The organism is Chryseobacterium carnipullorum, from assembly GCF_003815695.1.
In the GTDB taxonomy this organism is placed as follows: domain Bacteria; phylum Bacteroidota; class Bacteroidia; order Flavobacteriales; family Weeksellaceae; genus Chryseobacterium; species Chryseobacterium carnipullorum.
On the sequence record NZ_CP033920.1, the window covers coordinates 908,376 to 924,040 of the forward strand.

The 15,665-nt window shown below is 36.2% G+C and carries 8 protein-coding genes; all 8 read right to left on the reverse strand.

What is annotated here, in order from left to right; genetic code table 11:
* Positions 1–31: 31 nt before the first annotated feature.
* Positions 32–1,969: an amino acid ABC transporter substrate-binding protein gene (locus EG346_RS04305; protein ID WP_123877095.1), complete on the reverse strand. Its 1,938-nt coding sequence runs from the start codon at positions 1,967–1,969 to the stop codon at positions 32–34.
* Between the two features lie 38 nt (positions 1,970–2,007).
* Positions 2,008–3,594 carry a bacillithiol biosynthesis cysteine-adding enzyme BshC gene (gene bshC, locus EG346_RS04310; protein WP_123877096.1) on the reverse strand — a complete coding sequence of 529 codons (1,587 nt, stop codon included), beginning with the start codon at positions 3,592–3,594 and terminating at the stop codon, positions 2,008–2,010.
* A 13-nt stretch (positions 3,595–3,607) separates the two neighbouring features.
* Entirely contained in the window at positions 3,608–5,545 is a 1,938-nt protein-coding gene (locus EG346_RS04315) for a putative porin (protein WP_123877097.1), read from the reverse strand.
* A 128-nt stretch (positions 5,546–5,673) separates the two neighbouring features.
* Positions 5,674–6,351 carry a hypothetical protein gene (locus tag EG346_RS04320; RefSeq protein ID WP_123877098.1) on the reverse strand — a complete coding sequence of 226 codons (678 nt, stop codon included), beginning with the start codon at positions 6,349–6,351 and terminating at the stop codon, positions 5,674–5,676.
* A 53-nt stretch (positions 6,352–6,404) separates the two neighbouring features.
* Positions 6,405–7,829 carry a RagB/SusD family nutrient uptake outer membrane protein gene (locus EG346_RS04325; protein WP_123877099.1) on the reverse strand — a complete coding sequence of 475 codons (1,425 nt, stop codon included), beginning with the start codon at positions 7,827–7,829 and terminating at the stop codon, positions 6,405–6,407.
* Between the two features lie 10 nt (positions 7,830–7,839).
* Positions 7,840–10,677 (reverse strand): SusC/RagA family TonB-linked outer membrane protein, encoded by a 2,838-nt coding sequence (locus tag EG346_RS04330; protein ID WP_123877100.1) that lies wholly within the window; start codon positions 10,675–10,677, stop codon positions 7,840–7,842.
* 698 nt (positions 10,678–11,375) lie between these two features.
* Positions 11,376–14,345: a translation initiation factor IF-2 gene (gene infB / locus EG346_RS04335; protein ID WP_123877101.1), complete on the reverse strand. Its 2,970-nt coding sequence runs from the start codon at positions 14,343–14,345 to the stop codon at positions 11,376–11,378.
* Between the two features lie 78 nt (positions 14,346–14,423).
* Positions 14,424–15,659 carry a transcription termination factor NusA gene (nusA, locus tag EG346_RS04340; protein WP_073330266.1) on the reverse strand — a complete coding sequence of 412 codons (1,236 nt, stop codon included), beginning with the start codon at positions 15,657–15,659 and terminating at the stop codon, positions 14,424–14,426.
* Between the last annotated feature and the right edge of the window lie 6 nt (positions 15,660–15,665).

Below are 15,665 nucleotides of genomic sequence, written 5' to 3' on the forward strand. Positions count from 1 at the left end.
AAAAATATTCCTTTAAAAAGGCATAAATCGGTTAAGGAACTAATCTAATCACTCGGTAGCCGGTATTTACATATGCTCCGTTGGCCTTAGATTTTACAAACTCAAACTTTGTAGCAAGCTGAGTCTGAACTTTATTCATCTGTTTAAAGATTTCTCCTTTTTTATTTTCTCTCGTCAGCATGTCATTTACAACATCAAAACCAACGATCGCATATTTTGGAGGGGTCTTACAGTATTTACTTTTATAAGCGGCCAGGATCTCTTTTTCAAAATTACCTTCTGCATTAATTTTTCTGTCCATCAGATACACAAAGCTAGCCTGGCTCAGATCATCTACTTTTTTCTCAAAAACAGGAGAATAGTACATACTGAAACCTTTTACTCCCTGTACTTCTTTAGACAAAGCAATAATTTTATTGGCAAATGCTTCTCCGGCGGCATCATTGTCACTGGCCAGTATAGCAATAACGGGAGCAGATTGCCCTGTCATCATGTTCTGATCCAGCTGGATTTCAGCGGGAGAGTTGACCATAATGATATTTGGATTTTTAACGGCTTTTTCAAGACCTCCTTTAATATAGTTGGCAATCTCTTTTTTGCTGTCTGCCACTACGTATATTTTCTGATCTGAATACACTGATCTTACTTCTTCTACGATTTTATCTGCATAGGTCTGGTCATTGGTTTCAACAATGATCAGGTTGCTGTAATTGTAAAGTTCCGGAGAGTTAGCAAATGGTGCTACAACCGGTATTTTCTGGTTTTTGGTAAAATCCAGAACATCAATAACGTTTGATTTGAAGAATGGACCAATGATCAAATCTGTATTATCAGGATTGATTTGTGCCATTGAATTTTTAAATGACGCTTCGTTTCCTGAATCTACAATTTTAATATCAAGTTTCTGTCCTCCTCTGGCATTTCTTTCAATAGCAAGTTTAGCTCCTGTAAGGAAGTCTAATGCCATTCCTCTATATTGAGTTTCGTTGGTACTGTATCCGAAAGGAAGCATTAAAACAACGCTTAATGCATCACCGTTTTTCTTCACATAAGCCGGATCCTGCTTCTTAATTTTTAAGACCATTCCAGTTTTCAGTCCGTTTGAAAGATCCGGGTTGAGCGCGATTAATTCATCAATTGAGACTCCAAATTTATTAACAATAGAGAACACCGTATCTCCCTGTTGAACAGTATAAGTTACATAATCATCAGCCGTTGCAACAGGAGTTGCCGTTGCTGTGGATCTTTCGTTTCCTGAATCTATTTTTGTTTTCGGATTCACCGGCTCAGAGACTGAAGTGGTATCCGTTTTTGATTTTTTTACTTTGATGGTTTCACCCGGCTTAAGTCCTTTTTCTTCCAATCCAGGATTTAAAGCATAAAGCTCTTGCTGGCTGATTCCAAACTGTTTCGTAATTCTGTAATAATTATCTTTTGCCTGAATGACATACATTGATGTCTCTAAAGATGCTGATGCATCCATTCCACTATGAGGTTCTGTAGGTCTGGGATCTACCGTAAGCGGAGCAACCTGTTGGTCTCCACCATATTTCTTAATGCTATCAAGTGGCAAGGTGATCTCATCCCCTATTTTCATATGAGAATCAAGTTCAGGGTTCAACTTTCTGAGATCTGTCTCAGAAATCCGGTATTGTTTTGTAATTCCGTAAACGGTCTGTTTAGGCTGAAGAATAATTTTTCCAACTTGCGCATTTGATTTTGCTTTTTCAACGACTACAGGTTTGGAAACTGCAGTGGTATGTTTCTCAGCTTTCACTGTTACCACGTCTCCTATTGCCAGCTTACCGTCTTTGAATTTTGGATTCAGCTTTAACAATTCATCTACAGTTATCCCGTATTTTTTTGCAATATTGTAAGGATTATCTCCTTTTATAACGGTGTGTGAGTTCTGAGCAGATACCCCCAAAACCATACATAAACTGGATAAAATAAAAAACCTCTTTATCATACTCGATAATTATAATTTACAAAAATACTTCTTTAAAATTAAATGGCAACAATTATTAATTTGGATTCTTGAACGACCATTTCTTCCCAACAATTTTCAAGCCATGAATAGCCATAGTCTGAAAAGAACACACTGAAGTTATACACGCGTTCCTGCCAGGTTTTTGAAGGATGAACATCTAAAAACAGATTCTCAAGCCTTTCGAGCAGCTCGCTCTGTTTTATTTTTTCTGCATGAAGCAAACGCTTTTTCATTCTCTTAAATGATTTCAGCTGTCTTACTTCTTCTGCCTTTACCATATTTCCGAAAGAATGCTCTGTAGTTGCTGCTATCGCTTTCAATTCAGAGAACCCTTTTTCCAGAAGCATTTCTTTTTCTTCAAGCAAGGATAATACGGTACTGTCTTTTAAAATTTTCTGATTGGTAATGGCCGTAAAACTTCCGAAGAAGTCTTCTATATTCAGATCTAGTTTTTCAATTTTTCCCACTGTTTTTTCTTTAATGAAAAGCATTGAATTCCTTGGGATCAAAACAGGAAAAGGAATTTGGACTGTGGTAAAATAATCTTTCAGTTCCAGCCAGTACATAATTTCGGCATTTCCACCAATATAGGCAAGGTTGGGAAGTACTTTTTCCTGGTAAACAGGACGCATTAATGCGTTCGGACTGAATCTTTCCGGGTAGCTTTCCAACTCCTGAAGGATTTCTGTCCTGGTGAATTTTTTATGTGTATCTACTACAATATATTTTTCACCGTCAAAATCTATTCTATCCCGCGTTTCGGAAAGATAGAAAAGATTGATGTCACGAGGATTGACCTGTACTTTCCCATACTTCTCTGTAAGGAAATCTACTTTATCTTTAGCATTCTTCTGTAAGCTGAAATTTAATAATTCGTCTTTGAAGATGTCTTTAATTTGCTTTTTAAGTTCTTTAGAGTCACCATCTACAATTACCAGTCCGAATTCAGAGAAAAGGCGGTTAACAAGCGTTTTAATAGCATCCGTTAATGTATTTCCTACCTTGTAAGCTTCTTTCATCATGAGGATGAGCTCTGTCCCGAATACGGAATCTTTAAATTCTTTTTCAAATTCTGAAATAAAGAAGGTATCACTGATCTCGATTCTACCTACAGCACCTCCTGACTTTTCATTGATCTCATAATAATTATTTTCAGTCTTAAAATGATTAATCTCTGCAAAATCATGATCTTCCGAAGCCATCCAGTACACGGGAACAAAGTTAAAATCCGGAAAATTTTCCTTTAGATATGAGCAGGTTTTAATCGTCTGTAAAATTTTATAGACAAAGAAAACAGGGCCCGAGAAAAGGTTCAGCTGATGTCCGGTAGTAATGGTGAATGTATTCGGCTGTTTCAGGTTTTCAAGATTCTCCTTCTGCTTCGATGAAAGGGTAATATCTGACAACTGTTTTTCCAGTACATCAGATAAGATTTCTCTTTGCTCTGATGCAAAAGAATTTTGTTTGAGATGGATCTGATCTTTAAAGTGATCTAAAGAAAAGGTATTGTTTTCAAAGCCCTCAATTTTTTGGTTCAAAAAATCTTTTACCAATTGAGGAATGCTTTCTATATCGTTAAATGATATTTTATTTATTGTTTTCAACTTTGTTTGGCTTTTAGTTGAACAAATACCACACAATTCCAATGTTTAATCTGAAATCGTACACCGGATAATGTGGAAATGCGTATGCTTTGTTGTTGGAAATCACAGTTCCTATCTGTTGGCCTTCTACATAGAAGAACATTTTTTTAACCTTCATATTGATATAAAGATCGGCGATAGGCTGTCCTCCGATAGAGAATGAATCTGCGTTAGGAAGTATATACTCGTTCAAAATAGGGAAATAATCTCTTGATGCAAATTTCGAAAAATAATAGATCTTTACGCCCATCTGAACTTCTGCAGCGTTTTTAAAGGCCATGCTTTGGAAGAAGAAATTGGCTCTTCCGATGAAACTTGGCATGGGAAGGAGTTCTTTATTCGTCAGTGCATTCTGGAAATGAAGTCTTGTATTAAGGTGGAATTTCCCGAAGCTGAATGTAGCATCACCTCCGATCTGAGAAATATTCAGCGAACTGCTGCTCTGTTGTGGCGCTCCGTCTGCATTGAAATAAGTGTAGTTATCTATTCTGAAATAATTGGCGAAAATTTCTGTCTTGAACCATTTCAGATTAACACTTCCTCCGATCTCTGTTATTGTCTGATTTTTGGCATCTTCAAGATAGTAATTGTATTTGTTGTAAACGGAAGTATTTAAAAGGTAATTAAATGATGGATAAGCACTCTGGAAGTTAACTTTCGCATTCACAAAATAATCTTTTATAGGTTCAAATTTAATATTGTTTGCCGTTCTAAGATAGCTTCCGAACTGGCTTCCATTTGAAAATTCAAGGAAAGATTTCAGCTGGAATTTATCCCAAAGTTTTACCTGAAGATTTCCAACGGCTCCAATTCTGTTTTCTTTTAGTTCAGCTGGAAGAGTGACTCCATTAACCGTAGCAATATCTCTCACTCCAAATTTTAACATCTGATAACGTACTCCTCCATCAAGCTTGAATTTTTCATTATTAAAAACAAGACTTACGATATTACTGAAATTATCTGAATATTTTTTTGTGGTCAGTGGGAAACCGTTCGTCAATTCTGAAACGTTATCATACCAGTAAGATTCTACTGAACTCTGATTATAAAAATATTTGTTTCCCTGATGTGAAAGGGTATGTCTGATGCTGAAAGGAAATTTTTCTGCATTGAATGGGGTAAACTGGTGGGTAAGATAATATCTTCTGTAGGAATACTGAGAGCTTGACGAAGCCAGATTAACCTGAGCATTCTGTCTGTTTTTATAATTACTGTCACCGCTCTGGAAAAGATCATCTTCTGTAATTCCTCCACTTTCCTGGTTGTTTACATTCTGATGAAGGTAATGGGTAAAGAGTTCATAGTTTCCACTTTTGGAAACATAATGTCCCGAAAATAAAGTATTGTTATTTGAAGCTAAGGAATTTCTATAAAATCCCTGAGAACGGAGTCCCATATATTCAAGGGCAAAGTTGAACCGCTTGCCGATATTCTGTGTGTAGGTAGATTTCAATGCAGCCCCATTCTTCATCGCTGTATGATAGATAAAAGTGGCAGTAGGGGTTTTTACGTCATAGTATTTTACATCATCAGCACCAATGATCATGTAGGCTTTATTGGAAGGCAGTAAGGACAGATTTTGTTCCGGATTCACCTCATAAACCAATGGATTGAATCCTGCTCCTATATTGGCCACCTGGGCTCTCCCGAAATTGTCGGTGTTATTGTATTGTGAAAAGATGTTGGTCTTATCAAAAGTCATCACCGTATCAAAAATCTTCTTTTCAGAAAACTGGGTCTGATACAAATAATCATTGATCGTAGGTTTAAAAATTTTCAGAGAATCTTTCTTACCAGAGTCTATGACCAGGGTATCTTCTTCTTTCTGTGGATTTTTAATGTCTGTTTTATTAACGACCTGAGCCTTCGAGACAAAACCGAAGAAGATGATAATAAAGAGGATGTACTTCATGCTTTTATTTATATTGTTCAAAAATGACAGGGCATCTAAAAGATTGCATTGTTCATTTTTGTACAGCAAAAATAAGAAATAAAAGGAAATAAAAACCCCTGCAAAAAGCAGGGGATAATATATGGCGTTTACTTGTTTATAAATTCTACCAGTTTTATCATATCTGGTTCCTTGTTGAAATTGATTTTATTAGATTTCACAAAGCTTTCCAGCTCTTTTTTGTCAATTGAAAATACTTCTGATGCTTCTGATGTGTTTTTAGGGAATTTCAAGAATTTTTTGTCCTTAGCTATCAAATACAAATCTTTATCTCTTTCATAATAATCGTTAGCGTCTTTTGTAAAGCCATTATTGCTTCTGGTCCCTCCCATTAGTTCCATTTTTTCTCTTTTGTATAAGGAAAATTTAGGTTTGTCTACAAGCAGTACCAGATATCCGGACTTAGTTTTACCATCATAAGAATAGGTAACCGATTCATATGTTTTTTTTAGTGATAGAAACTGAACTTTAAGTCCTTCTGTTTTATTGGCGTTATACAATTCGTCTCCTAGCTTGAATTCCATTTCATCACGGTAAGCATTATATCGAAGATCCTGAACATTTTTACTGTAATCTTTTATAATTACTTTCTCAAATTTATCACCATTAACATATGGGGAACCATCAATTCTGCGATCTTCCTTAGTAACTCTTCCGGGCTTGCTATAGAAACCGTCTGGAGTAGTAACAACATTTAATATATCACTATTTTGAGAAAAAAGACTCTGTGCTAAAAGCACTCCGGTAATAAAAAGTATTTTTTTCATATTAAGATTAAAAAAGCCGCTTTACAGCGGCTTTTCTATTATTTAATTCATTATTAAGCACCAAACCCAGGGTTAGGAGTCACCGGAGTACCAGGAACATTTATTTCTGTTCTAGGGATAGGAAATGTTAATAATTGATTCCCTACATTTCTGATAGTACCAGCTGCACCACTAGAGCTTCTTTGAATTACTGGCTGATTTCTTCTTAGAAGATCCCAGTATCCAAATCCTTCTCCAACAAGTTCTTTCTGTCTTTCTGTTGCTACCATATCTAGAGTAACTGCTGCTGCTGGTGCTAAAGCTCCAGTAGCTTTTCCACGTTTAGACTGGATCAAGTTATAATATGTTAATGCTGTTGCAGCAGAACCTCCATTAAGTTCAGCTTCTGCACCATTTAATAATACTTCTTCGTATCTCAAAATATGGATATTGTCAAAACCGTTTACATATTTCCCGTTCAGAACGTTTGCAGAAGAAATAACAGAACCTCTAACATCATCTGCAATATAAGAAAGTCTTAGAGCAGGAAGAACCTTCATATTTCCATATCCGTTTGGAGCAAGGTTTAACTTATTAGAAATAGATGTTGTACCTAGATCATTAGTAGATCCTACTGCAATTTCAAAAATTGAGTTAACTGCAGAGTTAGGTTTTGAGAAACTAGCAGAAAAATCAGCTGCAGGAATTACAGAATATTTGTTACCTGCTACAATTTCAGCAACTAAAGTTCTAACTCTTGCAAAGTCTCCTTTGTATAAGTAATATCTAGACATTAATGCTTTTACTGTATATACATTCATTTCTGTTCTGTTTGTAGTAGCAGCAGAACTTGCAGCTCCCATCAGAGAAAGTGCCTTATCAAAATCTGCTTCAATCTGCGCTCTTGTTTCAGCAACTGTAGAACGTGCCTGTTTAGCTTCGGGGTCATAAACTGTAGGAACCACTACTCCTGTAGTGCCTCCAGCATATTCCTGTCCAAACATTCTCAATAGATCGAATAAAGCTAAAGCTCTGGAAGCATAAGACTGACCTTTTAAGAAGTTAGCTCTTGTTTGAATTGCCGTTGGATCCTGAGATGCTTTCCAAGTTAATGGTCCTGAAGGCACATTGTTTATCACAATATTCGCCTTTGCAATAACTTTATACATTTCCATGTATGGATTAGTCGCATATTGATCGTTTGCAGTCATAGAATATGAAGCAACTGTTTGGTAATAACCTGCACCATTAGCAAAATCAGAATACATATTGTTACTTCTTGCTTCTCCTATCATCAGGAAATCACATCCATAATAAGCTGCATTTCTCATTGAAAGGTATTGCCCCTTCACAAAAGCATCCATTTCTTCAATCGTATTTAATGGCCCCTGTTGAACCTGCTGAAAGAACTCAGTTTCTATGAAGTCATTACTACATGATGTTAATGTTGCAGTCGATAACACTGCTAACATTCCATATTTTAAAATATATTTTTTCATTTTTTACTAATTAAAATTGAATATTAAACCCTAATGAGTAAGTCTTTTGAACTGGCAAGTTAAGGTTGTTAGTTGCATTTAAATTGTTTTCAGGGTCAAACTTAAGATTCTTGTCATAACGGTGTGTCAAGATGTTATTTCCTTGAGCATATACCTCGAACCCTTGAAGACCTGTACCTCTTAGCATCTTAGCATCAAATTTATATCCAACTCGGACATTGCTTAATCTTAAGTAGTCTGTCTTAGCTAAAAATCTTGTTGAAGATCTGTTCGAGTTAGTAGCATTTCCATATATTGGCTTTGGATTAGCAGCATTAGGATTTGAAGGCGTCCAAAAATCAAGGGCATCTGTTGAACCAGGATAAGAATATGTATACTGACCGTCAGACTGAGTATATGATCCCCAATCGTTTAGAACTTTTCCACCGAATCCAAATGTTCCTAAAGCAGACAAAGTAAAGTTTTTGTAAGCTATGTTAAGGTTTACCCCTCCAAATACGTTTGAATAAGATCTTCCTTGTACAGCAAGTGCTGCATCCGCATATTTATTGGTAGTTTCTCCATCCATCCCATTTTTATACCATAGAGGATCTCCATTTGTAGGATCTACACCTGCCCATTTTCTAAGAAAGAAAGTACCGATTCCTTCACCTTCTCTAAGAATAGTAGAACCTGTAATCACATCCTGTCCACCATATAATGATGTAATTTCATTTTTCAGGGTACTTATATTACCTCCAATGCTAAGGCTGAAATCTTCTTTTCTGAACACATCATAGTTAACAGTAAATTCAAATCCTTTATTTACCAATGATCCTACGTTAATATCCTTGTATGGGTATGTTGGGCTGGTTTCTGCAGGTAATCCCTGAGATAATTGTAAAGGAACACTGAATACTAAGTCTTCAGTCTTTTTGTTATAGTATTCTGCAGTAACCGTCAATCTGTTTTTAAAGAAGCCCATATCAAGACCGAAACTCAAAGGCTTTACAGTTTCCCATCTTAGATCTGGGTTATAAACAAATCTTGGAGCACCAGCAGGGGCGTCATTATAGTTACCTGTATACTGATACAGAGAATATGGGATACTTGAAATTGTATTACCTACTTTACCATAAGATCCTCTAAATTTAAATTGAGAGATCTTGTCCCATTCTTTTACAAATTGAAGTCTTGCTAAATCAACTCCTGCACCAAATGAATAGAAGGTTCCCCATTTCTGACCAGGTACAAAATTTGACAACGCATCTCTTCTTACTGAAGCATCAATAAGGATTAGTTTATCGTAGTCGTAGTTCAATACTGCAGCATAACCATTTCTGGAGCTTGTAGATCTATCTCCTTGTGCATAAATAGGCTTAATAAAATTACTTAATGTTTCAAGGTTTGGAGATCCAACATTTACCCCTTGTCCTGCAACAAATCTATAGTTTCTTTGGTAAGCTTCCTGAATAGCAGAAATATTGAATCTATTTTTGTCACCTAATTTAAAGTTATAATTAACAATGTTCTGTAAGTTCCAGTTAAAATATCTTGATGTAGATTCAGTTTTTCTACCATTTACCTGATATCCATCCCCATGAATAGGGTTGTAATAAGTATCGTTCTCAATATTGTTTAATTCAGCTCCGAAAACTATTTTGTATGATAAATTCTTTAAGATCTGATATTCTCCATATACATTTCCAAAAACTCTAGCAGTAGAAGCTCTGAAATAGTTATTATCTTGTACATAACCAGAGTTAAATAAGTTATTACTTAACCTTCCACTATTTCCTAAATAGTAAGTTCCATCTGCATTATAACCTGGATCAGTTGGTCTTGCAAATAATTCAAATAATATAGGGTTTGCAAATCCCCCTCCATTTGGTAAGGTATTAATTCTACTGTATGAAAGTTGGATATCGGTTCCAAGCTTAAATTTATCTGTAGCCTTATAATCAACTTTTGTTGTGAAACCTAAACGTTTAAAATCAGAACCCTTCAATTCACTCTCCTGAAGGAAGTAGTTAGCAGAGTTATAATATGTAATTTTATCATTTCCACCACTAATTGACGCGTTTACCGAGTTTTGATATCCACTTCTACTGGTTACATCTCTCCAGTTTGTATTGTTTCCTGTGGTGAAAATTTGCTTCGGTGTAGCTCCATATTCACCAGCTACCATGTCAGCATATACTTGCTCAGGAGTAACACCATCTGAATTTGCAAAGGCATGAGATAATAGATATCTGTATTGCTCTGTATTCAAACCTTTCATTCCTTCAATGGCACGAGAATTTGTTCCCGATTCAAAATTTAATGAAATCTTTGGTTTACCTTTTTTACCCGATTTTGTTGTAATAACAATTACACCAGCACCTGCATCTGCTCCATAAACTGCTGTAGAAGAAGCATCTTTAAGTACAGTTACGCTTTCAATATCATCACTGTTAAGGTTAGCTAAGATATTTCCAGTTGTAGCTCCTGACGTTAAATCTCCACTCTGCACTCTAATACCATCTACTACATAAATAGGATTAACACCACCATTCACAGAAGCAATCCCTCTTACACGAACTGACGCAAAACCTCCAGGCTGCCCAGAAGCATTTCCCGTTTGAACACCGGAAACCCTACCTTGAAGCATTTTATCAACTGACGCTACAGGAACATCCTTTATTGCGTCACTCTTCATCGTTCCAACAGATCCGGTTAATTCCTTAACAGTTCTCTTCTGTCCGAATCCAACCATTACTACTTCGTCAATTTCTGTAGTAGCAGTGTCTTTTTTCGTCGTTTGTGCAAAAGCAACCTGTCCCAAAAAGAACAATGCTCCAGCACTCAATACACGTAGTTTAACATTCATATTAACAAATTTTAATATATTTTAATTGGCAAATATGTTAATAAATATTAACACTCACAAATACTACAGCGATGTAAACATGCCCTTTTATTGATATATTGTTTTTAACCATTCTGTGAAATAACTCAGATTAAAAGATAATATCCAGCATTATTTGTATAAATATTTTTTTTTCATACATGTCATTTTTTTTAACAAATTATCGCTAATACGCAAAATATTATTTAGAACCAATATAAATTAAATTTAAATATCTATAATTTAAAAAATATTAATTTAAAATTATGATTATCAAATATTTAAACTAGAAGATATTTTTTTCCTTTTTTTTTGTAAATTATATTTCATAATTCTTAGATTACTTTCTTTTAACAGGCAGCTTTATTATTTACATTGAATAACGCTCTAAAGCCGTAGTCTTTTTTCTTAACATCCCTTTTTCGGATATCCAAATTGATCTTTTCTTATATAAGGATGTCGTAAGCCAAAATACACTAAAAGTATATTGATTAAATACATTTGCCTTAAGACTTCACATTTACTTAACATATAAAACAAAGCATTTGACAAAATTATAAGCTATAAATTATCAATATCTTAAATATTTAGAGGAATAAAAATAAATTACACAAACACATAGTAATAAAAAAAGCCACTTTTTACAAAGTGGCTTTCCTATATCAATAGTTTAAAAACTATTATTTCAATTTCTTCTTAACCGCTACTTGTTCGTAAACTTCAAGAATATCTCCGATTTCAATATCGTTGTAACCTTTCAAGTTCAGACCACATTCATAACCTTTGGTTACTTCTCTTACGTCATCTTTGAAACGCTTCAAGCTTTCCAGTTCCCCGTCAAATTTCACGATACCATCTCTCAGTACTCTTACTTTCGAGCTTCTCGTTACTTTTCCTGAAAGAACCATACATCCTGCGATTGTTCCAACTTTAGAGATTTTGAATACTTCTCTGATCTCAACATTACCCATCACCTGTTCTTTGATTTCAGGAGAAAGCATACCTTCCATGGCTTCTTTCACCTCATCAATAGCAGCATAAATTACGGAGTATGTTCTGATCTCAATTTCTTCTCTATCAGCTAATTCTTTAGCATTAGCACCAGCTCTTACGTTAAATCCGATGATAATCGCATCAGAAGCTGTAGCTAAGTTAACATCAGATTCGGTAATCTGTCCAACTCCTTTATGAAGGATATTCACATTGATCTCTGCAGTAGATAGTCTTTGTAACTGATCCGATAATGCTTCTACGGAACCATCCACGTCACCTTTAAGGATAATGTTCAATTCCTTAAACTCGCCTAATGCGATTCTTCTTCCAAGTTCTTCAAGCGTAGTATGCTTCTTAGTTCTTATCGAAAGTTCTCTCTGTAGTTGTTCTCTCTTATTAGCAATGGTTTTAGCTTCACTTTCGTCTGCGTATACCTTAAATTTATCACCAGCTGTTGGTGCTCCATCTAAACCTAAGATGGTAACAGGAATTGACGGACCAGCTTCTTTAAGGTTTCTTCCTCTTTCATCAAGCATTGCTTTTACTTTACCGTGGTTTTTACCAGCGACTACGTAATCACCAACCTTTAAGGTACCGGTCTGTACTAACATTGTAGCAACATATCCTCTACCTTTATCTAATGAAGCTTCAATAACAACCCCTTGAGCAGCTCTATCCGGATTAGCTTTCAGATCAAGCATTTCTGCCTGAAGTAATACCTTCTCCAATAGAACGTCCATATTGTTACCAAACTTCGCAGAAATCTCCTGTGCCTGAACATTCCCACCCCATTCTTCAACTAAGATGTTCATTCCAGAAAGCTGCTGACGGATATTATCAGGATTTGCACTTGGTCTGTCCACTTTGTTCAATGCAATGATCATTGGCACTCCTGCTGCCTGTGCGTGAGAAATTGCTTCTCTCGTTTGTGGCATTACATCATCATCCGCTGCAATCACAATAATTGCAATATCGGTGATCTGAGCACCTCTGGCTCTCATCGCGGTAAACGCTTCGTGACCCGGTGTATCTAAGAATGTAATTCTCTGTCCGTTTTCTAATTTTACGTTGTATGCTCCAATGTGCTGTGTAATACCTCCTGACTCACCAGCAATAACATTCGTTTTTCTGATGTAGTCAAGTAGAGACGTTTTACCGTGGTCAACGTGACCCATTACCGTTACAATTGGTGCTCTAAAGGATAGATCCTCTTCAGTATCCATATCTTCTTCAGAATCAACTTCTTCCAAATCAGCATCTGAGAATTCAATTTTAAAACCAAATTCATCGGCAACCAATAATAAGGTATCAGCTTCCAGTCTTTGGTTCATTGTTACCATTACTCCCAGTGAGAAACAAGCAGAAATAACTTCTGTAGGAGAAACATTCATCAAACTAGCCAGTTCACCTACTGTGATGAATTCAGTTACTTTTAATGTTCTGTCCTGAGCGTCAATCTCTTGCTGACGTTCGTCCTGTTCTCTACGGTAGGTTCTCTTGTCTTTTCTGTGTTTTGCAGATTTAGACTTACCTCCTTTGTTGGTAAGCTTTTCAAGGGTTTCCTTAATCTGGTTTTTAACCTGCTCGTCAGTAAGCTCAACAGGCATCGTTCTTTGCCCCGGTCTGTTGTTGTTATTGTTTCCACCCGGGCCTTTCTTGAATCCTCCTCCTTGACCTGGTGGACGATTTCCCTGATTGTTTCCAAAACGGTTTCCTCCCGGACCTCCCTGTCCTGGCGGACGGTTTCCTCCTGGGCCTCCTTGTCCTGGTGGACGGTTTCCTCCCGGGCCTCCCTGGCCTTGCGGACGGTTTTGACCTCCTTGGTTATTGTTATTATTTCCAGAGTTTTGATTATTCCCTTGACCTGGTTGGTTCGGACCTCCTGGTTTTTCAATTCTCTTTCTTTTCTTTTTAGCGCCTGAACCAGGTTTTGGTGCAAATTGCGTTAAGTCTATCTTTTCACCTACGATCTTAGGACCATCAAGCTTTTGATAAACAGTTTCTATTTTCTGAGGTTCCTGAGATTCAGGCTCAGCTGGTTTTTGAGGCTCTGCCTTCTTTTCAGCAGCAGGCTCTGGCTGTTTTGGAGTTTCTTTCACAGGTTCTGCCGGTTTTTCCTCTTCTTTTTTCTCCTCCATTTTGGGTTTATCTTTTTTTACAGGTCTATTTCTAGATTCTATTTGGGACAGGTCAATTTTATCCAGAACTTTGAATTCCTGCTTTTCAGGAGCAGCTTTAACTTCCGGTTCAGCCACAACTTCTTCTTTCTTCTCTTCAACCTTAGCCACGACAGGCTCTGGTACTGGTGTTGGTGCAACAGGCACCTCTTCAACTTCAGGGGCTTTAGGTTCAAGATCAATCTTACCTAAAATCTTAGTTTCTGGTTTGTTTGCTTTAGCTCTTATTACTTCAGGGGTTTTCTTTTCCTCAATTTCCAGTTTTTCTTCCGGAACTTTCGTGATCACCACCTCATGGGAAGCCTTTCTTTGTTCACCGTCTTTGGCAAACTCAGCCTCCAATGCAGAATATGCCGCTTCTTCTAATTGAGCGTTAGGATTATTTTCAACCTCGAAATCCTTGGACTGTAAAAACTCTACCAATCTAGACATCGAAATGTTGAATTCCTTAACCGCTTTATTTAATCTTATTTTTGGCATCTATATTATTTACTATTTTTTTTAATTCTTAAAATTAAAGTATTTCTTTTTTACTGTTTATTAAAATTTATTAAAATCTTAATCTTCAAATTCTTCTTTTAGAATACGCTTTACATCTTCGATGGTTTCCTCTTCAAGGTCTACCATATTTAAAAGACTTTCAGTATCCTTATCCAGTACTGATTTCGCAGTAGTAAGACCTACTTTCTTAAATTCATCCAAAATCCACTGCTCGATATCATCATTAAATTCTCTCAAATCAACGTCGTCATCTTCGCTAGCTTCTCTATATACATCAATTTCATATCCTGTCAACCAAGAAGCCAGTCTGATATTCTGACCTTGTTTTCCGATTACTTTGGAAATCTCTTCAACCGGTGTATAAACTAAAGCATAGTTTGAATCCTCGTTGATATCAATTTTATTAATGGTTACATTTCCTAAAGCTCTCTTAACCAAAATTTCAGGGTTTTTAGACCACTGAATAACATCGATGTTTTCATTTCTCAACTCTCTTACTACTCCATGAATTCTGGATCCCTTCACCCCCACACAGGCTCCTACAGGATCTATTCTGTCATCGTAAGCATCTACTGCGATCTTCGCCTTTTCGCCAGGAATTCTCACTACTTTTTTAAGCATAATGGTTCCGTCCTGGATTTCAGGAATTTCCAGCTCTAATAATTTCTCTAGGAATTTAGGTGCAGTTCTGGAAATAATAATTTGCGGTTTTGAACCTTTAAAATCTACTGTTTCAACAATAGCTCTGATATTTTCGCCTTTTTTAAAGAAATCGGACGGGATCTGGTTTTCTTTTGGTAAAATAAATTCATTCTCTTCATCATCCAACAGGATCACATGTTTGTGACGGATGTGATGAATCTCTCCAATAACAATTTCCCCGATTTTGTCCCTGAACTGCTCATAAAGCATTGCATTATTATGCTCCTGAAGTTTTGTAGCCAGGATTTGCTTTAAAGTAAGGATATTTCTTCTTCCCAATTGGGCAACAGGAATTTCCATTGTAAAATCTTCCCCTACTTCAAAAGTAGGATCAATTTTCTTTGCTTCAGAAAGTTCGATTTCCAGATCATCATCTTCAGACATCTCGTCCTCTACAATCGTTTTATTTAAAAATATCTGAAAATCTCCTTTATCAGGGTTTACAATGACATCAAAATGATCATCTGAATCAAATCTTTTTCTCAAAAGAGTCTTCAGTGAATCTTCAATAATCGCCATAAGATCGATCTTACTGATCCCCTTTTCGTCTTTAAAATCACCAAAGGATTCAATCAACGCTATATTATCCATCTATTC